The organism is Metapseudomonas cellulosilytica (assembly GCF_049334135.1).
Classification (GTDB): Bacteria; Pseudomonadota; Gammaproteobacteria; order Pseudomonadales; family Pseudomonadaceae; genus Metapseudomonas.
In genome coordinates, this window is sequence record NZ_JBHZGN010000010.1 from 159134 (window position 1) to 177990 (window position 18857).

Below are 18857 nucleotides of genomic sequence, written 5' to 3' on the forward strand. Positions count from 1 at the left end.
TTTGCCGGCGAACCGAGAGAACGCCGGGAGTTTTCTGACTCAATTCACAGGCGCCGCCGGGCACTTCCCGATTGTTCAGGGAGATGCCCCTCACGCACTACGTGTTATCGCGGAAGCAAAAACGTCAGGATCAAGGTTGCCACCCGAGCAGACGACAGCGACGGTCTTGCCATAGAAGTTCGACTTTTGAGCTAGAACGGCCCCCAGTGCAGCAGCCCCTCCCGGCTCGACCACCAGCTTTAGCCATCGGAAAGCAGCAGCGATTGCCATGAGCGCTTCATCGTCCCTTACGTTCAAGCAGGTGGGGCGACATTCATGCAGCACACTAAATGGGATGTCCCCTACTGAAGGTCCGCTCAGTGCATCTTGAATAGTCGTCGTGGAGTGGACGTTTCTCACCGGAGATCCACTGATTAGAGAACGAGCCAGCTTCTCGTACCCAGACGGCTCAACGACGTAGCAGCTCGCCTGCGAATGAAGCGCCTCAAATGCAGTGATAACGCCAGATGCAAGGCCGCCTCCACTGCTGCCGACCAGTAGCGCATCTGGCTTTATCCCCAACTCAGTCAATTGCTCACAGAACTCAAGGCCCAATGTTCCCTGGCCAGCCATCACCTGGAGATTGTCGAAAGGAGGAATGAAGGTCAGATCGCGGGTCCGCGCCAGTTGATCCACGACCTGGCCCCGATCTTCCGATGCTGGGTCGTAGAGCACGACTTCTGCTCCCCACCAGCGACAGTTTTCCTGCTTGATAGCCGGGGCAGTCGTAGGCATCACAATGACAGCCGGACATCCAAGCAGCTTGGCACCCGCAGCAACGCCTTGGCCGTGGTTGCCCGCGGAGTACGTGATCACTCCCTTCCTCACAGCTTCGTCGCCCAGCGAAAGCATCAGATTCAGGGCACCTCTCAGCTTGAAGGCCCCGGTCCGCTGAAGAGATTCCGCTTTCACGATTACCCGGCATCCAGCAGCGGCATTGAGCTGAGGTGATTCGAGAATCGGAGTCCGAACTATGTGACCGGACAACCGGGCTGCGGCCTCCTGGATATCAACCAGACTGAACGAGAGCATCAAACCTCCGGAAGCGTGTTCTTTTAGCAAGTGGCAAAGGACGGACAGCCGAAGGTCGGTTGGCTCCGACACGTCGGCTATCCAGGAGGCCTTGGGAGCACAGCCAATGAAAAAAAAAGGAGCCGCCTTAAGCCAATTCTCGAGCGGCTCGGAGGAAAGCAATGACCATCAGCGTCGACATAGGACAAATGTTCTGCTCAGCCCTAGTCCAAGAATCGTGCTTGGTCCGAGCAAAGTTCGTAGGCCATCGACGGATGCGTTTACTCGTTGACATCCGGATCTTTGAGCATGGGCCGGATGATGCTCGGAGGGGATGGTCGCCCTGAACAAAGGCAAAAAAAAGCGTTATTAATTTATGTAAATACGCGAAAAAAAATCGTGTTTTACTAGTGGGAGCCTCTATCCGATTCGAGACCCCCATGACCTTCAAACAGCTCGAAGCTCTCTACTGGACCGCGAAGCTGGGTGGATTTCTTCCAGCAGCCCAGAAACTCCATACCACGCAATCAGCGATATCGAAGAGGGTCCAGGAGCTGGAGTCGTTGCTGGGAACGCCGCTATTCGACCGCACACTCAGGTCTGCGCGGCTTACCGAGAAGGGAAGCGAGCTGCTTGTTCATGCCACACGGCTGCTGGACATGCGCGCCGAGGTTCTTGATCGAATGAGTCAGCACGATGTGATCGAGAGGACTCTGCGTCTCGGCGTCACTGAGCTGACTTCCATGACCTGGCTTCCAACGCTCGTGGAAGCCATTCAGGCCCGCTATCCGAAAGTAATCGTAGAACCCCACGTCGACATGAGTGCGAACCTGCGAGACAGGCTGCTCGCGGAGGAAATAGATCTGATGATCGTCCCTGAGATCTATGCCGAGCCCCGTTTCGCGTCTCAATACGTTGGCAAGGTGGAGAATGCCTGGATGAGCCGACCAGGGCTGGTCACGTCTGAACGGCCCTTGAGCCTAGTAGATCTTGGCGCTTACCGAGTGCTTCTAGATAAGTCGGGGCCAGGCATGGTCTACGACCGCTGGTTCAAGAGTAAGGGGTTCACACCTGCCAGCACGCTAACCAGCAACAGCATCGTGGCGCTGGCGGCAATGACGATCTCAGGGCTTGGTATAAGTTACTTCCCTCGTCACTGTCTCCAACCACTTCTGTCTGCGAATCTGCTACAGATACTCGAAGTCAATCCCGGCTTACCGGATGTCCCCTATGCAGCTATGTACAAGGCGGAAAGCCCCAGTGAACTGACGTGCGCAGTCATTTCCCTGGCCCAAGAATGCTGCGACTTCTCCACGTTAATAAAGCCTGAGGCGCCTCTGAACAGGCCCCTTCCAGGCGTTGTGAATGCCACGAACTAACGCGGTGCTTATGCCATGGCGGTGGCATCTGCGTGAATAGCCCCAGCGAGTCACAATGCTCCAGACTACTTCGCTTCAACTGCCCAAGGCTCCCCACCCTTCAAGTCCGTTGTCGGCCAAAGCTGCCTCAAGGTCGAGGGTTCACCCTCCCATGATTAACCATCTTCGCTCTGGCAGTAATACCTCGAAATAGTCAATCCGGTTGAATATTTTTTCGGCTGCGCACTTCTCCTTGATAATCTCGTTCCAAACCAATGACCGGCCATGGGGATCGTGACGATTACTCCATAAATATCGAGAAAGAGTTCTGGGATGCCCCTCTTGAAATGCTCGAAGGTGACCCGCACGCTGCAGAAATTTGATTGATTCACTCTCGTTCTGCGCTCGACGAGCTCCCTCCAATCCAGACGCCGCTGCAGACCGCTCTTGACTCGATTGGGCCGCTAGGACCATACGTGCGGTTGACTTCGCACGCGACAAAATGGCCATAAATGGCAGATCGAAATTCTACGCGAGCTCCATGGCCATCATGAAAAACTCCATTCGGGTCGCCATATTCATCTATTCCGTAAAGGACAAGATGGCGCTACCCTCGCTTCCTCATGTTGGATAACATCGAAGATAAGGGGATGATGGAGGCCAGAAGCCAAAACTTACAACGAGTCCTGGTAGAGAAATGTGCCAAACTGGAGAATGACTATCAGATTATCTGAACCACATCCATGATCGATCCAAAACTTAATACTTCTGACTATGTGGTGGGCCATTTCTACAAAAAAGGCGAACACACGATCAAGTTCTCGAAAGGCAACATACATTAAGTAGCATCTCAAGGGCGAAACGCCCTTGAGGCGGCCTCGCCGGACAACCGCCAGCGAAGCCGGGGCGTTTTAGTAGCCTTGACCTGCCTCACTCGAAAAAACGCCATCTCGTACTCACGCCGCTATCAGCTCCCCGCGTGAAATATCACGCACGGTTTTGCTATATTTCAAATAACACACACGTCCTTGCGATAAGGAGCAACGCAGTGTCAAAGCTGGCTGAATTTAGAGCAGTAGAAAAGGCGCTTCAGGAGCAACTCGCTCAATTTGAGGCGCTGAAAGCCGATGCGGGCTTGAAGAAAGAAATCGAATTCGAAGAAAAATTGAAGACCCTAATGCAGGCCTACAGCAAGGGGCTCAAAGACATTATCGCCATCCTGGAGCCCGTTCCGGCGGGCCGCAATTTGGAGAAGGCCGCGAGCGCGCATCGCCGACCGCGCGTCCTCAAGCGTTATAAGAACCCCCATACCAATGAAGTGGTGGAAACCAAGGGCGGCAATCACCGCGTCCTGAAAGAGTGGAAAGCCGAATACGGCGCAGCCACTGTGGAGTCCTGGCTTCAGGCCTAATCGGCCATCCGGGGCGGTTTCAGGGCCGCTCCGGAGCAACGCTTACCTACTGAGGATAGCCCACTGGGTCCTGCTGCCGCACGAGATGCACAAAGCCGTTCTAAGACAACAAACCACTCTGCACGGGCATTCGAGGAGAGCTTCTAATCGAAGCGCAACAAGCCGCTATCCCCGACCGCCAAGATCGGATCGAGCCAAAACGATCTGCTCACCCCCTCACGAGTTGGCTGAGGTTCCTGACCATCTGCGCCGCCATCTCCTCCTGTTCTACGCCGCGAAGCCTGGCCAACTCCAGCACGGTTCCACGCACATCCCGCGGGCGAACAGGCTGGCCATCTTCAACAACGAACGGACCATCGGTTTCGGTGAGGATGCGGTCCAACGGAAGTGAAGCAATCAATTGCTGCTGCTTCGCTGACTTGAACATTTGGGTGTTGATTGAAAAGTAGCAACCAAGCTCAATGGCTCTCCGCGCCTCAGAGGCCGTCCCGGTGAACCAGTGCAGTACAACAGTCCCCTTCTCGGCGGGAAGGAATTTCTCAACGTGAGCGAGCACCTTGGGCACGGTGCGGACGCTATGGACAGTTAGTATCTTGTCGCCCTGCTCAGCACAGGCCTGCAGAATGCGGCTGAATACCCGCTCCTGGGCCTCGAAGCTCTTGTAGAAACGCGGCCCAGCATCTAATCCCACCTCGCCAACATAGCGGCTCTGTTCGAGCAGTCGCTCGAACAGAGGCAACTCCGACTCACGCTCCCCAACCAGTTGAGGGTGGAGGCCCAGCGCGACCCGCACAAAAGACGAGCGCTCGGCCAACTCCTTATTTCTAGCCCAGGCCTTAGGGGTAGTGGTTACGGTTAAGGTGGCAACCTGTTCCGCGTCGCACTCCGCAATCAACTGTTCATGGTCTCGGTAAAGGTCCAGGTGGCAATGAAAATCGACCCACCGAGGCCGTCTCATGGAGGTGCTTCTCATAGCGGGCTCGCACTAACTCCCACCAGGTACTTCTCCACCTCCAGCAGCCCTTCGACATACACCCTTTCATACTTATCCCAGTCGTCCGGGTGGTCTGTGAGCGGACCGGGGCGATGGATATCGAAACGGGCCTGGCCGGGCATTGCCCTGAGGCGAGACAGAGCGAGCTGGAAGGACCGCACATGCTGCCCCTCGACTTGTGCCGTGTTAAGGACTTGCGCATGGAGATCTTGGATCAGATAGCGAGTCTTATCACGACCGCATCCTTCTAAAATCGCCGCACGGCGGATGATGCAGGGCACACAGTAGCCGCAATGTTTGGGCTCACGGTTGCTGGCATCGCGGGCAAAACGGGCCTTGCCAGGGGACGAGCAGGACATCGTCAAATGAGCGTGGTTTTTCAGGAAATCAGGAACTTGGCACTCCTGAGCCATCTGTCCCTTCGTTCGGTGCGCGTAGCGATTGTATAGCTCCGTCGTCAGCCCTAGCTCGCGGAACAGTTCGTTCACTCGGGCCATGTAGAAGGGATGGGTAGTACGAGTGCTGAGAGCGCCCAGACGGGTCGGATCGAGCGGTACGTTGAGCGAGATGAGCCCATTCTCTGGCACATGAATCGTGATCGTTTCGCCGGTCGCATCGGCTGCCAGCGCAGCAAGCGCAAAGAACAGGAAGGACCGGCCACGTAGCGTATCCTCCCCAACAGATCCGGTAACCGTGCCCTTGGGGAATCCAACTCGGGCCTGGATCTGATTCAACCGCGTTTGCGGGAATGCCTTCTTCAGCGCCGCCATACACAGATTCTGGTACGGGCTCGTGCTGTTGTTATCCCAGTAATGACTGACCAGCAGCGGTTCCTCCCCTTCGGAGATGAGGTCAACCGCCCCAATGAAGCTGTCCAACCCACCGGAAAACAAGCAGACGCCGGTAGGGTGGGCAGTCCTCAGCTTGGTGAGCGTTGGCGCCAATGACCTGATGCCGGCCGGGCGATCCCTGAAGAAGAATCGCCAGCGATCGCCGGTCAAGAAGTTGAGCGTGCGGGCCAAGTGCTGATCCAAGCGCGACCACAGGGCGATGTCCCCTACCGGAAGGTACAGATCGATCTCGCGCGTCCAGGCATTCTGCGAGTTCTTGGGCCGCGAAATCCTCGTATCCGCTGCCGTCACCAGCGCTGCGAGAATGGCCAGATCGATTGAGGTTTCGGAGGGGGTAAGTCCCAAGCTCGAAAGCTGCATGATGGCTTGGCCAATGCCAAACGAGAGCGTGTCGCCGTCCAGGAATTGAATGTCGGTGGCGGTGCTTCCCGGGCGATGAAGCGGCACAACTTGATTATCGGTACTGCCAAGGCGACAGATCAGGCTATGGCTCTTCATTTGGCAGACTCCCCGGCGATGGCAATGATCTCGAACGCCGCCTCATAGATCTCCAGCACCACCCGATCAACATCCTTATCGCTGAGTGCAGGCACTGAACCTAACTTGTCGGCAAGCTTGCCCCTTGTGGCGCCAGCAACGAAGTTGTGAAGTTGCTTTTCGGCACGCTCGGCCTGGGCAACGTCGTCAGAAAGCATGATCCCCCGCCCTCCGAGCTCGGCCATGACCATCCCTTCGATCGAGCGCACGATGAAATCCAAGAAGAAGTCCTGCATCTGCCCAGGGGTCATTTCGTCGAAGGTGCCGACTCCCGCTTTTCCCAGCTCGCTGATGTTCGCGAGCATCGCCTGACGGGCAACTGCCTCATCAATCGCGCCACCTGCCGGGCAGATGAACTCCATCATTGAAAGAAAAACGTCTCCGGCCGGACGGCCGGACAGCGCTACGAGGTCAAGCCGGCGAAGAACCTCTGTTGCACCGACGCGCTGCACATCGCGGAAGATCGATAGAAGCCGGCCGGCTGATGCGCGCGATGCCCCCATTCTTCGGGCCGCGCGTCTCGAACCTCCGGTTCCTTTCCGCACATACCCCGATACCGCCCGCCCTAACTCCCCGGAGCCGCCTCCCTTCGAGAAACGCGTGAAACTCGACCTTGCGCTCCCGAGCGCCCCCGGCACGAACCCGTCGGCGGCCGGGCCAGCAGCAGGATCTGTTGCCGACGCCGTACCATCAGCAGCGCCCGATTGGCCTGGGACAGGCTTGGTCGGAGGAGAAGGTTCATCCACCCAAGAAGGCACTAGTCCGGTCGCAGAACCACCATATCCTTTGGAGGTACCCATCACTTGCCCCTTACTTTCAAAATCACGTTCGCGGTACTGGCCAATGTCTGGTTGTCTGGGCTGACGCTCCATTCCTTCAAGATTGTGGTCAGTTCCTTAGCATGGGCGTCGTCTTTGATGCATTCATCCCAGCAGGATGCGGCCCAGGCCCCTAGCTTTGAAACCTCAAAGGTACGAATCAGATCAAGGAGTCTCCGTTGCAGGAACTGATGCTGGAGCACGAGATGGATCATGCCCTGTACCCCACTGGGCTCGTCCTCGAAACTATCCGCTTGGAAAATCCGAGCCCGCAGCATTTCGAAGACTTCCTGGCTATCCGACACGCTCAGCGCGCCGACCTGCTCAGTAATACCGCCACCCTTCATGAGCGCCCGCGGCCCCATCAACTTCTCGACCAAGCCCTCGAGATGGCTGTCCGTGTTGTAAGCGCCGAGCGCGCTGCGCTTATCGCGGGTGATGAAAACGTACGGTCGCAGGTCTAGCTCACCCAAGCGCGGCTCAAGCAAGGCCCATCTGGAAACCCAATCATTGCCGAGCCAGTCGGCCGTCTCTTTTTGCGGCTTATCCTTGGACGCCTTCTTGCGCCCTGCATTGCCTTCATCGCCTGCCACCGCCTCTTCAGCCGACTCACTTTGTCGAACGGCAGCCTCAAGAAGCTCCAAGGCCCTAACCCGCCCGCTCGAAGACGAAGCGACCAAATGCGCGATCTGCTCATACAGGTCTGGCTGGAATCGCTCCGCCAGCATCATTTTGGCCAGAACCGGACGTTGAATATCAGAGCCAAACCCTCGGGCTTCGGCGATTTCATGACGGAGCATCATCGAGTTCAGAAAGCGCTTAATCTGACGTGGGTTGCCACGCGTCCCTTTGGCCAGGGGCTCAGTGACGTACCCACTCAGCAGCAGGGCCTGCTCAACGGCAGGCGTGACCTTGCCCTTGAGCGCTGTCTCCACAGCCGCGCGATCCAAGCCTCGGCTTATCCACGGCCGTCGCATATCTTCACGGGCTGAGGCCAACAGCGCCTGAAAGTCAGGGTTGTCAGCACCCAAGGCGTCTTCAGCGAGTAGCAGGCTGATGTAGTTGCGCGTTTCGGCAACACCTAACGCGGGAATCCTGAATGGCACCTGGATCAGCTTTTCCAGGTAGTTGCGGGCATAACTGACCGAGCCAGAACTGGGCGGCAAATCGGGGAAATGCTCACGCACTGCATACTCAATCATCATCTCGTCTGCCCCGATGACAAAGGCAGTGCGTTCGACGAACAAGAACAGCCGGATGGCCTCAAGCGTGGCAATAGCGGTATTCGGCAGGCAGCGGTCCAGATCGTCAACGATCACCACCAGCTGCTTGATGTCCGCGGCATCCAGTAGCGCTTTGAACTCCTCGCGGAACGCGTGCATGTGTGACGGCACATGATCGCCGTCGGCCTCCGCGTCCTTGAGGAATTCACCAGCCTTTTCCGTCAGCCCAGCGAGAGTTTTTTGATCAAGGTGCTCTGCCGGGTCGGAAACGACTGAGACGGCGAGGTCGTAAAACCCTTTGAGCTGATCAAAATTGGGTAAGCCCGCCATATTCATCGCGAACCCACCAGCCTTTCGCGCCATCTTCAGCCAGTCGAGTCGTTTGAAAACCTTGCGCGCCGCATCGGCGACTTTGTCCGAAGCTGGGCGAGCCCGACGCAGGTCCTCAATCACATTTTCGATAATGACCGTCTTGGCATCCTCAAAACCTTCGAAGGTCCAGCCGTTGAACCAAAGGCAGAGGACGTCGCCATCGTCTTGAAAAGCAGCCTGGGTCATCTTGAGAACACTGGACTTACCAGCCCCCCAATCGCCGTGGACACCAATAGTGATGGGGGCTTGCTGGGTTTCACGTATGAGCTTGACCACCGTACTTGCAATGGCTTCGTAGTAAAGCAAGTCCGTAGCAGTTTCTTGATCGTTCAGAAACATCTGCTGATCCTTAGCCGGTCGGCTCCATTGAGGAAAGCGCTCGGCGATACCATATCCGCGAGCACTAGCCTTTTGCCACATATTTGGTAAGGGTTCTATTCGGATAGGTACCTAAGGGTTACAGGTACTTGAGCCAGGCGATGTCGCGCCGGCGCGCCTTCAGGCGGGCAAACCAGCGCACGGGCAGGTACAGCGCCACCGCCAGCACCACCGTCGTGCTCCATACCGCCAGGACCGAGTCGAGGCCGAAGTACTGCCCGTGATTCGCGCCCCAGATCGCCAGGCCGGCTAGGTACAACAGCTTCAGCACGTAGAGGTGCAGCAGGTAGAAGAACATCGGCGCCGCCCCGAACACCGCCAGCCAACGCAGCAGGCGCCCCTCGTTGCGCCGCTCGAACAGCACCAGCAGCAACAGGCCCACGCCCAGGGTCAGCGCCAGGAACAGCAACGACGGCGGGTACTTGGTGATGTTGAAGAAGCTCATCAAGGTCTGGATGCCGGTTTCGCCGCTGAACCAGGGCTTTTCGCCGTAGCCATTGAGCAAGCGCAGCGCGAGGAACCCCACCAGCGCCCCGACGCCGGTGACGACCAGCCGCTGGCGACGCTGCACCGCCTCGCTCGCCCGGCCGAACCAGGGGCCGATGGCGTAGCCCAGGGCGATCACACCGATCCACGGCAGCACCGGGTAGGAAGTGCGCAGGCGCAGCCCTTCCGACGCTTCGATCCAGCCGCGGTCATGCAGCACCGCCCACGGCACGTGCAGCCAGGACTCCACCGGGAAGTGCAGGTCGTCCAGCAGGTTGTGGCCGGCAACCAGTATCAGCCCCAAGGCGACCAACAGTGCGCGCGGCAACCAGAGCAGCCCGGAGAGGGCCAGCATGCTCAGGCCGATGGCCCAGATCACCTGCAGGTAGATCACGCTCGGCGGCAGCTGGAAGGTCCAGGCGAAGTTCACCAGGGTGAATTCGAGCACCACCAGGAACAGCCCGCGCTTGAACAGGAAACTGGACACCACCGCCCTGCCCTGCTGCTTCTCGCCGTAGAGGAAGGCCGACAGGCCGGTAAGCAGGATGAACACGGGGGCGCACAGGTGCGCCAGGGTGCGGCTGAGGAACAGCGCCGGATCCGTCTGCAGCACGTCCATCGGGTCGGACACCTGCCTATGCAGGTAGAAGGTCTCGCGGACGTGGTCCAGCAGCATGAACAGGATCACCAGGCCGCGCAGGGCATCGATGGAGTGAAGACGGGTGGAAGGAGTTGGAGGCATGAGGACTTCTCTGAGCGGAATGTAATAATATTACATTTCAAGGAGTGCGCTTACCAGACAGTCTAGATCGGGACCTGGCGGCGTCCTGCATGCCGCGGCACCTACGTTCAGCCGCTCCATTCGATTGAGCGAAGGCCGGTCACCCGCGCCTTCGCCCCCGCAAGGAACCCGTTGTGATCCGTATTTCCCGTCTGACGTTTCCACTAGTCCTGGCCACCCAGGCGGCCGCCGCTCACGCCGAGTCCGCCCAGAAGCAGGCCAACGGCTTTCTCGCGGATGGCCGCTGGACGCTGCTCAACCGCACGGTCTACGACAACCGCGAGTATCGCCACGGTGCCCGCAGCAACGGCGCACGCAACGCTCGCAAACCATTCGCCGAACGCAACGGCTATGCCGAGGAATGGGCCTACGGCCTGATGGGCACCTTCCAGTCAGGCTTCACCCCGGGCACCGTGGGAGTCGGCGTCGACGCCCACCTGTACCATGGCCGCAAGCTCGACAGCGGCGGCGGACGCGCCGGCAAGGCACGCCTGCTGGGCCTCGACAACGACAACCAGGTCAAGGACGACATGACCCGCGGCGGTACGGCGCTCAAGCTGCGCGCCGCGTCCACCACGCTGGCCTATGGCGAACAGCGGGTGAAGACGCCGGTGTTCAGCTCCTCGGACAGCCGCCTGCTGCCGGAGACCGCCACCGGATTCTTTCTGCAGAGCAACGAGCTCGAGCGCCTGAGCCTGGTCGCCGGCCATTTCACCGAAAGCACCGACCGCAACGCCTCCAGTCATGACCAGGGCTTCGTGGTGAACTACTCCAACGGCCGCCAGGGCGACAGCGTCGACCTCGCCGGCCTGGTGTACGGGGGCGTCAATGGCCTGACAGCCAGCCTCTACAGCTCCCGCTACGAGGACACCTGGCGCCAGCACTACCTGGGCTGCGTCTACAGCTACGCCCTGGGTGAGGACCGCAGCCTGTCGTTCAATTTCAACCTGTACCGCACCACCGATACCGGCGAGGCGCTGTCGGGCCGGATCGATAACACCACCTGGAGCCTGGTATCGGGCTACACGCGCGGCGCCCACACCATTAGCCTCGGCTATCAGCAGGTGGATGGTGACACGCCGTTCGATTACGTCACCCGCGGCGCCATCTGGCTCGGCAACGCGGTTCAGCTCTCCGATTTCAATGCGCCCAACGAGCGCTCCTGGCAGCTGCGCTATGACCTGGCGCTGGCCCGGTTCGGCTTGCCGGGGCTAGCACTCAGCACCGCCTATCTACGCGGCGCCGACATCGACGGCAGCCACGTCGACCCGAACGGCGGCTACGCCTATCTGGGCTATGGCCGTGGTGGTAGGCACTGGGAGCGCGACCTCGAAGCGCGCTACGTGATACCGCACGGCGCGGCCAAGGGCCTGGCCTTCTCGCTGCGGCACAGCGCACACCGGGGCAACAAGGCACAGGCCGAACTCGACACCGACCAGATCCGCCTCGCCGTGGAATTTCCCCTTGATGGCCAGTTCTGAGCCCACCCCGCCGCCACCCTGGCGCTCCCTGACGATGCTGAGGCTGCCCGTTCGCGTCTACCCCAGAGGGAATTCGACGCTGAGCTCAAGGGCGCCACGTCCTTGAGTTCAGCACGCGGCGGATGTTTTCCAGCGAGGCCAGGGCATTCCGGTAATCCTCACGGGGCTGGTCGCTGCGCGCGGAGGCATTGAACACCTCGCGGTACAGTGCGCGCAGTTCGCTCTCAGGTTTGGCAGCCAGTTCAAAGATCGTCAGCAGTTTCATCTTCTTTTTTCCTCTCATTTTCCGGCCACCCATCGCGGCCTCATGGTGCTTGCCCACGCACAGGCGACGGCCACGGCTGCACCCGCATTCTTCGGGCCGCAACGAAGAGAAGGAGTCATTCATGACTTGCAGCACCGACGTGACGACGCCTATGCGAAAGCCCATAGATCAGGACGCGTGCGGTGTGACTGAAGAAGACGAGGGGAAGGAGAAGAGAAACGGCGATGACCGCGTCGAAATGGTGACGAGCCCCAGTGCGAACCTGCTGCGCTTCGCGCTGCAGGCCGGGCTCTATCGCGCGTAGCCACGCGACCGGGCCAATGAAGAACAATTGTCCCGGCCTTCCGGTGACGATCCCTTTCGCGAAAGAGAAGAAAGTCGCTATGGGCTCTGCCCCTGGCGCAACGCAAGGGTAAAGCTTCGCCCCGTCAAAGGGTCTCCCCGACCTTCCGCACCCAAAAGACGACATGGGTTTGTGCAGGCCGGGGGATTCCCCTCCCTTTGACCTAAGCCCTTGCGTTTTGCCTCCCCGGTCTCGCCGACGGGCAGGGGTGCATGTGCGCGCTACAGCACATGCACCCCAAGCCCTTTAAAGGAGAGCCCAAGCCATGACCATCACGCCCCGCATCTATGTTGCCGACCTGGCCGCCTATAACAGCGGCTACCTCCATGGCGTCTGGATTGATGCGAGCGCGGAAGTCGAGGACATCCAGGAACAGATAAACGCCATGCTGGCCGCCTCCCCCGTGAAGGATGCCGAGGAATACGCCATCCACGATTACGAAGGCTTCGACGGTTACCAGCTTGGCGAATACGAGAGCATCACTGCCGCGCACGAGCTCGCCTGTTTCATCGAAGAATTCCCGGAGTTCGGCGGTGCGCTGCTCGGGCATTTCTCCAGCATCGAGGAAGCCCGCCGCGCCGCTGAAGAGGATTATTGCGGCACCTTTGAATCGCTCGCCGACTACGCCCAGCAGCTCACTGAAGAGACCACCCAGATCCCGCCGTCACTGGCCTATTACATCAACTACGAAGCGATGGCCCGCGACATGGAACTGAACGACGACGTATTCACCCTCGAAACCGGATACCGCGAAGTCCATGTGTTCTGGAATCACTGATCCAGCAGGAAAGGGACTTCCCATGGACACCACCCGCGCAACCTTTGCCTGGCAGGGCCTCAGCATCGAGGTCCTGCTGACCCCCAGCTGGTCAGAGTGCTACCGCCACATCTACGGCTATCCACTCGCCCACCTGCAGATCAGCGCGGCAGGCCGTACCCCGCTGCCCATCTCGGAAACAGGCTACCGTTCGCACTTTGAGCGCGCCGACAACATCGCGGCAGCGGGCGGTGCGGTCGCCTATGCGCGTGCATGGCTCGATCAAGCGGCCCGGTCCCCGGCATGGATCGAGGCGCAGCAGGAGGCGCGGCAGATGTCGCTGTTTTAAAAAAAAACGGCCCTTCGGGCCGCATCTTCCTCAAGACAGATCACCTGCCAAGGCCTTGCTCCTGCGCTACGCGCCCGGAGGGCAGCCCATTGAAAAGTCCCCTGATCTCTTTCGGGCTGCCATGGCGGCTCTCGCTCCGTGCATACCGCTCCGGGTACTCCAGCCTGTCAATCTCACGCCGGTACTGCTCCCGGATCACGTTCGATTCCCGCACATGCTGCGCCTCCACCATCCATTCAGCGCGCTTGTCCAGCTGCTTCTGGCTCAGCGGCTTCACACGGGCTTGGTCCGGCCTGCATTCAGGCCGGTTATGCTCCAGCAGTATCCGACGCCGCGCGCGTTCAAGATCATCGGCGTAGCGCCGCCGTTGATTCTCCTTCAGGGCTTCCAATGCCTGGTCGCGCGCTTCCTGCAATGCCCGGATCTGCTGCGCGCGGATGACATCCGCCCCTCGCGCAGCCTGATTAAAACCGGCTTTCTCGTTCATGATGGCATCACCGCCCTATCGGGATTTACCGGGCAGGGACAATGGCCCCGCCGTCTTCGGCAATAGCGTTTGCAATGAGGCCTGCGGCGCAGGCTTCTGGCGGGCGAACTCCAGGTTGATCCCGCTGCACACAACCCGTCCCTGAAACCCGCAAACTGGACATCTCATGCTGGTGGCATCTTCAGCAATGCACGACAGGCAGCCGCAAGTAGCACACAGCACAACCCCTTCGTTATCGCAGTGTGGGCAGCCCTGATAGTTGCCCAGCAGCAGCGCGCGCAAATCGCTGTGTTCACGGATACCGGCTGACCCGCACGGCTTCGCCACCGGGGCCTTGCGGCGCACGATCACGTCGGTGATCTCCGCGCCTTTCTCATGCAGCTTTAAGATCAGCGCGGCTGAAGCTTGCGGCACTTTCGAGCAGTAGAGAATGCGGTCGCCATGCGCCTGTTCCACCTTGCGCAGCACGGCAGATGCGGAAGTAGGCTGCGGGGTGGTTGTCTTGCGGTTGAAAGCAGCCAGCTCCTGGCGCGCCTTCTCCAGCAGAGACGGAACCTTATCTTGCTGACGGATTATTTCCATTTCTTCGCCCTCTTGATGCAGTCAACGGCATCGTTGATCTGCTGCATGAACACGTGAGTGGGAAAACCCTTATCCGGGTGCAGGACGGCAGCGAGCTCACGCTGCCGGGCCTTGAGCATGGCCTTGTCGAAGGCCTGGCCTTCCGGGAAGCCCAGCACTTCCAGCGCCTGCGCATAGGTACTCTTCTCGGGAGCTGCGGCCTTGCTCTGCTCTTTCTTCGGCGGCTCTTCCTCACCCAGCACGCTGCGCCTGAATTCCGCGAAGCTCGCAAACTCATGGCGTCCGTACTTCCAGAACAGCTGGCGCAGCTTCACGTACCGGCGCACGGCGATAGAAAGCTTTTGTGCTGCAAGGAAACAGGGCTGATACAGGCGCAGCCACGTACCCCAGGTCACGGCAATCACCAGCAGGACGCTTTCGCGGACCAGCGACTTCAGGAACCTGCCCAGCCGGGTAGCGCCCCGCATCAGCAACACTGACGCCCAGTCGATGAAAATCAGCGCCTGGCGGTACAGCGTCACAACCAGCCAATGCAGGAAGTTGAAAGCGATCCCGGCAGCCACGATCCAAACCAACGCCGCAGAGAACATGCCCAAGTAATGGAGCAGTTGGGAAGTTGTCATCACAGTCCTCCAGGGGATTGATGCCAGTCGCCATTGACGTGCGGGTTGTCGCCCGCACCGACATGTTTTGCTTCCTGCGCCAGCTGGCGGTCGCAGTACTGCAACCGCGCCACCACGGCAGCTGCCTGCTGCCTGCCATAGACGGAAAGCAGGTCCACGCGCTGACCGTCGTACACCAGCACGACGTGGAAGGAGTCGCCGTAATAGATGGGCATCTGCACGATCTGGCCGCGTGCGGAGGCCTCGCGGGTGTCCAGCTCATTGCTGCGCCGTTCAAGTTCGGCCCGGTCGTGCGGCAACAGCACAAAACGGTGGTCCAGACGGCGGTCGAAGCACTTCCAGCCCCACACACACTTGACCCGGATGGAGTCCAGGCTCAGTTCAATCCGTGTGGTAGCCCGGAAGGCTTTCCGGGCCACGAAATGCAGCGCCCAGCTGCCAAAAGCCGCACCGCCAAAAGCCACCGCCAGGACGGATAACTCCGGCTGTCGCCAGTCGGGCAGGGTCACCATGCTGGCTGCCAGAAGCCCGAGCCCGCACAGGCTGCTGATCCCATCCGCGAGCTTGGCCCGAAAGGGGGTGAGCTCATGCGGCATCACCCGGAACATCAGCCGACCGGCTTCGTCGGTCAGCGCAAAGGTGGACGGTCGTCCCTCCTGAGGGCTTTTCATCGGAGAGCGCATGGCAGCGACCTCAATGGATGGCGTTGGGCGCTACGCTGACATAACAGCGCCTGCTGCTTACCTCGCCGGTTCCTCGCGCCTGCCATGTATGGGGGAAGGGATATGGATGTTGATGAGATCGAGTTCAGCGACTGGCAGATCGAGAAACTGCGCTCGGCCTTGCGCCGATACCGCACGATCAGCAAGCACGGCGGGCGATTGCCATCCTGGCGTCAGGTGCGCGATGACATCGTGTTCTCTGACTCCAACGTCGAAAAATACGAATCAGATGACGCCGAGCTTGTCTTCAAGGAAGAAGCCCTGCGCCGCTTCGGCGAGGCGGTAAACGACACCATGGGTATCGAGCGCCTACGGGATGTTGCGCGCTTTCTTCTCGACGAAGAACTGCTCTCCCCTGAGTCCTTCCAGGAAGAACGGCAGGATCTCGCGGCCTTCCTCGCCATGCACGAATATTTCGCCAACGACTACGAAGTCGTACCCGATCTCGTATCGGCGTTCTCCGGGACATTCACCTACCGCGTACCCAGCGCTCCAGGCGCTCCTGCGAACGTCACCATCAGGCTGCATCTAATGCCTGATGCCTCCGGCAAATACGTGCGGGTAGAAGAAGTTATTCAGACGGACCTAGTCGGCGAGCGGGCCAGAAGTCAAACGCCTTACACCCGTCGCCGCCGCAAAGATAACGAATTCATCAGAACAACCTCCCGGAAAGGGTTTGGGTTTCCGATCACCCGTCTGAACATCCTTCATGTGTTCCTGGATGGTGCCACCCCTGGTGACCGCATGACCTATATCCAGGCGGGTGAACTGCATGATGGTTCCACGGCAGAGGGGTTCTTCCTCATGCGTAACGGCGAGGCAACAGGCCGGGATCAATGGGCACGGGACATCTTTTACGAAGAGCCCGTGGTCCTGCCCAATATCTGCCGCTTCGACCCTGACCAGGGACAGGAGGCATAAACATGGCCGAAGACAAGAAGAACCAGGACCGGCGGCTGCAGCTGCCCACCCATGAAGCGCTCCGGGAGCTTTATGGGTTCAGGCCAAAAGACATCGTGAAGTCGATGCTTCCGGAGGGGGGGTTACGCTCGATACCTCCTCCCGAGCGCGACCCGGAATTCGAGGCAGCGTGGGAGAAAGCTAATGAACAGGAATTCATCCGCGAGGTGAAAGCCGGGAAGATCGGGAGCGTAGAGCGCAGAATCCAACTGGGCATCAACGTGAACGCCCAGGATAAATTCGGGATGACGGCACTCCACCACGCGGCGGCGACTGGTTTTCGGCCCTGTATCAGGCTGCTGGTGAACAGCGGCAAATGCGATTATCTGCTTCAGGACAATAAGGGGCGTCTGGCTTCCGATCTCGCCTACGAATGGGGGCGGGATTATGCGGTGGGCCTCCTTCTACAGAAGAAGGAGGCAAGGCAGGCTTACCAGCAAAGCCTGGCATCACCCCCTGCAACGTCATCCGACAATCTATAGATAAGGGGCCAGCACGCCATCTCTCTGGTGCCAGATCACCCGCTGCAACATCATCGGGTGACGCCCGGCCCACAGGATCAACTGGCGTTGCAGCGGATCATGACGCGCGAAATGACGCCTGACTTCATCAGGTGTCAGCAGGTCGTGGAGTTCTATCGCCTCCGAGCGCCCTGAAAGCCCTTTGCTTTGCTGGTCTTGGGCTACCTCGCCCATGCGCGCGACTTCCACCTGCGTTTTCCCAAGCAGCTTCGAAATGTACTCGGTCGTCGCCACATCGTTGTTGCCGAAAAACTGCATGACGCCCGCATTCCCGGCGAAGGTTTCCCAGCGCTCGCCATAGAGCGCCTTGCCCTGGCTCCAGTCCTGCAAGATGACCCAGAGTTTCACGCCAAAGGACGCAATCAGGCCCGAGGCAGTTTCCAGCTGCTTCATGTAGCCCAACACCGGGAACTCGTCGAGGCAGGCCAGCACCGGGGCAGGCGGGACTGTCTTTTCCCGCTCCATCGCATCGAGTAGCTGATTCACGAAGATGCGCATCCAGCGCCGGGAAATCTCGATGCGTGTCGCCGGAAAGCACAGGTAAATGCTCACACCTCCCGGCTTGTTCTTCAGTTCCGCCAGGTCGAAATCATGGTCTTTCAGCACCTGGCGAAAGGCCGAGTAATCCAGAAACTTCGTGTGTCGGTTGACCGTGGAGTGAACGCTGCTGAGCTCATTACCGCGCTTGCCGTAGAAATCGAGCGCCGCCGCCATCAGCGCACTGCCAATGTCCTCGGTTTCCGGGTCGTCCTGGAGTCGGTAGGCGTTGTCCAGCATCTCCTCACAGAAGGGATACTTTACTTGCTCAGCCTCGCTGCCCTCCTCCCCACTCGGTCCGCTCCACAGCGCCAGCTTTATCAGCTCCCGTACCTTGATGAGGTGGCGTTGCCCGTCGTGCTGGGCCGCCGTCGCCACATGGATAATCACGCCCTCGATGAAGTTCTTCGCAGACTCATCCCAATGAGGCTCTTTCTGGTCCGCCGACTGCACGACAATCGACTCGGCAATCAGCGCGGCATCCTCCAAAAAGCTCGGACTGCCGACGGTGAGAATCCGCATCGGGTTGAAGGAGGCCCGGTATTGGGATACCTCTTTACTGGAAGTCCCAAAGGGATCGACAACATAGATTTTTTGCCCCAGAGCCGCTCGTCTGCTGGCGGTAATACTCGCCAGCTCGCCTTTGGGGTCGGTCGCCAGGATGCTGCCGGGGTAGAAAAACAGGTTGCTGATAAGGCCAACTGATTTTCCGGAACGCGACCCCGCCACCGTGAGAATGTGGCGGTCATCCTCGATACCAATCAGCTGCGCGCCGAGCGCGCCGATCAGGACTTTCTTCCCCGGCTTGCGCGGGTCATACGCGAGTAGGGGGCTCGCCGCGACGTCTTCGAGCTTCATCCACCGCGCCTGCGGAACTTTCTGCTCCCGCAAGGGCCGGGTCGAGTCGCCGCGCGGAACGTCCCGCATGAAATCCTTGAAGAACTCACTCATGGCATGGGCCTCGTCACCGA

General features: G+C 59.5%; 20 protein-coding genes. 8 read left to right on the forward strand and 12 right to left on the reverse strand.

Annotated elements, in window-relative coordinates:
- Nucleotides 1-90: 90 nt before the first annotated feature.
- Nucleotides 91-1071: a threonine ammonia-lyase gene (locus ACFW0H_RS14875; RefSeq protein WP_422914649.1), complete on the reverse strand. Its 981-nt coding sequence runs from the start codon at nucleotides 1069-1071 to the stop codon at nucleotides 91-93.
- A 419-nt stretch (nucleotides 1072-1490) separates the two neighbouring features.
- On the opposite strand from ACFW0H_RS14875, the gene ACFW0H_RS14880 reads away from it, so the two are divergent.
- Entirely contained in the window at nucleotides 1491-2429 is a 939-nt protein-coding gene (locus ACFW0H_RS14880; RefSeq protein ID WP_422914650.1) for a LysR family transcriptional regulator, read from the forward strand.
- A gap of 1027 nt (nucleotides 2430-3456) precedes the next feature.
- A complete protein-coding gene (locus tag ACFW0H_RS14885) occupies nucleotides 3457-3819 on the forward strand; it encodes a histone-like nucleoid-structuring protein, MvaT/MvaU family (RefSeq protein ID WP_422914651.1) in 363 nt (120 codons plus the stop codon).
- 208 nt (nucleotides 3820-4027) lie between these two features.
- Here the strand turns inward: ACFW0H_RS14885 and qatD are convergent, their stop codons facing one another.
- The 5 genes from qatD to ACFW0H_RS14910 all read right to left on the reverse strand — a co-directional run bounded on the left by qatD (nucleotide 4028) and on the right by ACFW0H_RS14910 (nucleotide 10220).
- Nucleotides 4028-4792, reverse strand: a complete 765-nt coding sequence (qatD, locus tag ACFW0H_RS14890; RefSeq protein WP_422914652.1) for a Qat anti-phage system TatD family nuclease QatD — start codon at nucleotides 4790-4792, stop codon at nucleotides 4028-4030.
- Nucleotides 4789-6162, reverse strand: coding sequence for a Qat anti-phage system QueC-like protein QatC (gene qatC / locus ACFW0H_RS14895; RefSeq protein ID WP_422914653.1), 1374 nt, complete (start codon nucleotides 6160-6162; stop codon nucleotides 4789-4791). The genes qatD and qatC overlap by 4 nt, the downstream gene beginning before the upstream one ends.
- Nucleotides 6159-7073 (reverse strand): Qat anti-phage system associated protein QatB, encoded by a 915-nt coding sequence (gene qatB, locus ACFW0H_RS14900; RefSeq protein ID WP_422914654.1) that lies wholly within the window; start codon nucleotides 7071-7073, stop codon nucleotides 6159-6161. The genes qatC and qatB overlap by 4 nt, the downstream gene beginning before the upstream one ends.
- A complete protein-coding gene (qatA, locus tag ACFW0H_RS14905) occupies nucleotides 7001-8953 on the reverse strand; it encodes a Qat anti-phage system ATPase QatA (RefSeq protein WP_422914655.1) in 1953 nt (650 codons plus the stop codon). Before qatA ends, qatB begins: the two co-directional genes overlap by 73 nt.
- A gap of 118 nt (nucleotides 8954-9071) precedes the next feature.
- Nucleotides 9072-10220, reverse strand: coding sequence for a DUF1624 domain-containing protein (locus ACFW0H_RS14910; RefSeq protein ID WP_422914656.1), 1149 nt, complete (start codon nucleotides 10218-10220; stop codon nucleotides 9072-9074).
- 182 nt (nucleotides 10221-10402) lie between these two features.
- Between ACFW0H_RS14910 and ACFW0H_RS14915 the strand changes: the two genes are divergently transcribed.
- On the forward strand, nucleotides 10403-11740 hold the full coding sequence (locus tag ACFW0H_RS14915; protein ID WP_422914719.1) for an OprD family porin: 1338 nt from the start codon (nucleotides 10403-10405) through the stop codon (nucleotides 11738-11740).
- An 85-nt stretch (nucleotides 11741-11825) separates the two neighbouring features.
- Here ACFW0H_RS14915 and ACFW0H_RS14920 read toward each other — a convergent pair whose 3' ends face one another.
- On the reverse strand, nucleotides 11826-12005 hold the full coding sequence (locus ACFW0H_RS14920) for a hypothetical protein (RefSeq protein WP_422914657.1): 180 nt from the start codon (nucleotides 12003-12005) through the stop codon (nucleotides 11826-11828).
- Nucleotides 12006-12126: 121 nt separating this feature from the next.
- On the opposite strand from ACFW0H_RS14920, the gene ACFW0H_RS14925 reads away from it, so the two are divergent.
- The 3 genes from ACFW0H_RS14925 (at nucleotide 12127) to ACFW0H_RS14935 (ending at nucleotide 13454) form a co-directional block, all read left to right on the forward strand.
- A complete protein-coding gene (locus ACFW0H_RS14925; RefSeq protein ID WP_422914658.1) occupies nucleotides 12127-12309 on the forward strand; it encodes a hypothetical protein in 183 nt (60 codons plus the stop codon).
- A gap of 304 nt (nucleotides 12310-12613) precedes the next feature.
- Entirely contained in the window at nucleotides 12614-13126 is a 513-nt protein-coding gene (locus ACFW0H_RS14930) for an antirestriction protein ArdA (protein WP_422914659.1), read from the forward strand.
- Between the two features lie 22 nt (nucleotides 13127-13148).
- Complete coding sequence (locus tag ACFW0H_RS14935; RefSeq protein WP_422914660.1) at nucleotides 13149-13454, forward strand: hypothetical protein; 306 nt, start codon at nucleotides 13149-13151, stop codon at nucleotides 13452-13454.
- Between the two features lie 40 nt (nucleotides 13455-13494).
- Here ACFW0H_RS14935 and ACFW0H_RS14940 read toward each other — a convergent pair whose 3' ends face one another.
- The 4 genes from ACFW0H_RS14940 to ACFW0H_RS14955 are packed head-to-tail and all read right to left on the reverse strand — an operon-like array spanning nucleotide 13495 to nucleotide 15829.
- Nucleotides 13495-13941 carry a hypothetical protein gene (locus tag ACFW0H_RS14940; RefSeq protein ID WP_422914661.1) on the reverse strand — a complete coding sequence of 149 codons (447 nt, stop codon included), beginning with the start codon at nucleotides 13939-13941 and terminating at the stop codon, nucleotides 13495-13497.
- 15 nt (nucleotides 13942-13956) lie between these two features.
- Nucleotides 13957-14523 carry a hypothetical protein gene (locus ACFW0H_RS14945; protein ID WP_422914662.1) on the reverse strand — a complete coding sequence of 189 codons (567 nt, stop codon included), beginning with the start codon at nucleotides 14521-14523 and terminating at the stop codon, nucleotides 13957-13959.
- Nucleotides 14514-15146: a J domain-containing protein gene (locus ACFW0H_RS14950; RefSeq protein WP_422914663.1), complete on the reverse strand. Its 633-nt coding sequence runs from the start codon at nucleotides 15144-15146 to the stop codon at nucleotides 14514-14516. The genes ACFW0H_RS14945 and ACFW0H_RS14950 overlap by 10 nt, the downstream gene beginning before the upstream one ends.
- Nucleotides 15146-15829 (reverse strand): hypothetical protein, encoded by a 684-nt coding sequence (locus ACFW0H_RS14955; protein ID WP_422914664.1) that lies wholly within the window; start codon nucleotides 15827-15829, stop codon nucleotides 15146-15148. The genes ACFW0H_RS14950 and ACFW0H_RS14955 overlap by 1 nt, the downstream gene beginning before the upstream one ends.
- A 102-nt stretch (nucleotides 15830-15931) precedes the next feature.
- Here ACFW0H_RS14955 and ACFW0H_RS14960 point away from each other — a divergent pair, with 102 nt between their 5' ends.
- Nucleotides 15932-16789 (forward strand): hypothetical protein, encoded by an 858-nt coding sequence (locus ACFW0H_RS14960; RefSeq protein WP_422914665.1) that lies wholly within the window; start codon nucleotides 15932-15934, stop codon nucleotides 16787-16789.
- A 2-nt stretch (nucleotides 16790-16791) separates the two neighbouring features.
- Nucleotides 16792-17310 carry an ankyrin repeat domain-containing protein gene (locus ACFW0H_RS14965; RefSeq protein ID WP_422914666.1) on the forward strand — a complete coding sequence of 173 codons (519 nt, stop codon included), beginning with the start codon at nucleotides 16792-16794 and terminating at the stop codon, nucleotides 17308-17310.
- Here ACFW0H_RS14965 and ACFW0H_RS14970 read toward each other — a convergent pair.
- Nucleotides 17305-18837: a type IV secretory system conjugative DNA transfer family protein gene (locus tag ACFW0H_RS14970; RefSeq protein WP_422914667.1), complete on the reverse strand. Its 1533-nt coding sequence runs from the start codon at nucleotides 18835-18837 to the stop codon at nucleotides 17305-17307. The two genes, ACFW0H_RS14965 and ACFW0H_RS14970, sit on opposite strands and share 6 nt — an antisense overlap.
- Nucleotides 18838-18857: the final 20 nt, after the last annotated feature.

Coding starts and splice junctions, on each gene's coding strand:
- ACFW0H_RS14880 (WP_422914650.1), top strand. CDS start 1,491: ATGACCTTCAAACAGCTCGAAGCTCTCTACTGGACCGCGAAGCTGGGT.
- ACFW0H_RS14935 (WP_422914660.1), top strand. CDS start 13,149: ATGGACACCACCCGCGCAACCTTTGCCTGGCAGGGCCTCAGCATCGAG.
- ACFW0H_RS14920 (WP_422914657.1), bottom strand. CDS start 12,005: ATGAAACTGCTGACGATCTTTGAACTGGCTGCCAAACCTGAGAGCGAA.
- ACFW0H_RS14965 (WP_422914666.1), top strand. CDS start 16,792: ATGGCCGAAGACAAGAAGAACCAGGACCGGCGGCTGCAGCTGCCCACC.
- ACFW0H_RS14940 (WP_422914661.1), bottom strand. CDS start 13,941: ATGAACGAGAAAGCCGGTTTTAATCAGGCTGCGCGAGGGGCGGATGTC.
- ACFW0H_RS14955 (WP_422914664.1), bottom strand. CDS start 15,829: ATGCGCTCTCCGATGAAAAGCCCTCAGGAGGGACGACCGTCCACCTTT.
- ACFW0H_RS14970 (WP_422914667.1), bottom strand. CDS start 18,837: ATGAGTGAGTTCTTCAAGGATTTCATGCGGGACGTTCCGCGCGGCGAC.
- qatD (WP_422914652.1), bottom strand. CDS start 4,792: ATGAGAAGCACCTCCATGAGACGGCCTCGGTGGGTCGATTTTCATTGC.
- ACFW0H_RS14945 (WP_422914662.1), bottom strand. CDS start 14,523: ATGGAAATAATCCGTCAGCAAGATAAGGTTCCGTCTCTGCTGGAGAAG.
- qatA (WP_422914655.1), bottom strand. CDS start 8,953: ATGTTTCTGAACGATCAAGAAACTGCTACGGACTTGCTTTACTACGAA.
- ACFW0H_RS14960 (WP_422914665.1), top strand. CDS start 15,932: ATGGATGTTGATGAGATCGAGTTCAGCGACTGGCAGATCGAGAAACTG.
- qatC (WP_422914653.1), bottom strand. CDS start 6,162: ATGAAGAGCCATAGCCTGATCTGTCGCCTTGGCAGTACCGATAATCAA.
- ACFW0H_RS14950 (WP_422914663.1), bottom strand. CDS start 15,146: ATGACAACTTCCCAACTGCTCCATTACTTGGGCATGTTCTCTGCGGCG.
- ACFW0H_RS14925 (WP_422914658.1), top strand. CDS start 12,127: ATGACTTGCAGCACCGACGTGACGACGCCTATGCGAAAGCCCATAGAT.
- ACFW0H_RS14875 (WP_422914649.1), bottom strand. CDS start 1,071: ATGCTCTCGTTCAGTCTGGTTGATATCCAGGAGGCCGCAGCCCGGTTG.
- qatB (WP_422914654.1), bottom strand. CDS start 7,073: ATGGAGCGTCAGCCCAGACAACCAGACATTGGCCAGTACCGCGAACGT.
- ACFW0H_RS14930 (WP_422914659.1), top strand. CDS start 12,614: ATGACCATCACGCCCCGCATCTATGTTGCCGACCTGGCCGCCTATAAC.
- ACFW0H_RS14910 (WP_422914656.1), bottom strand. CDS start 10,220: ATGCCTCCAACTCCTTCCACCCGTCTTCACTCCATCGATGCCCTGCGC.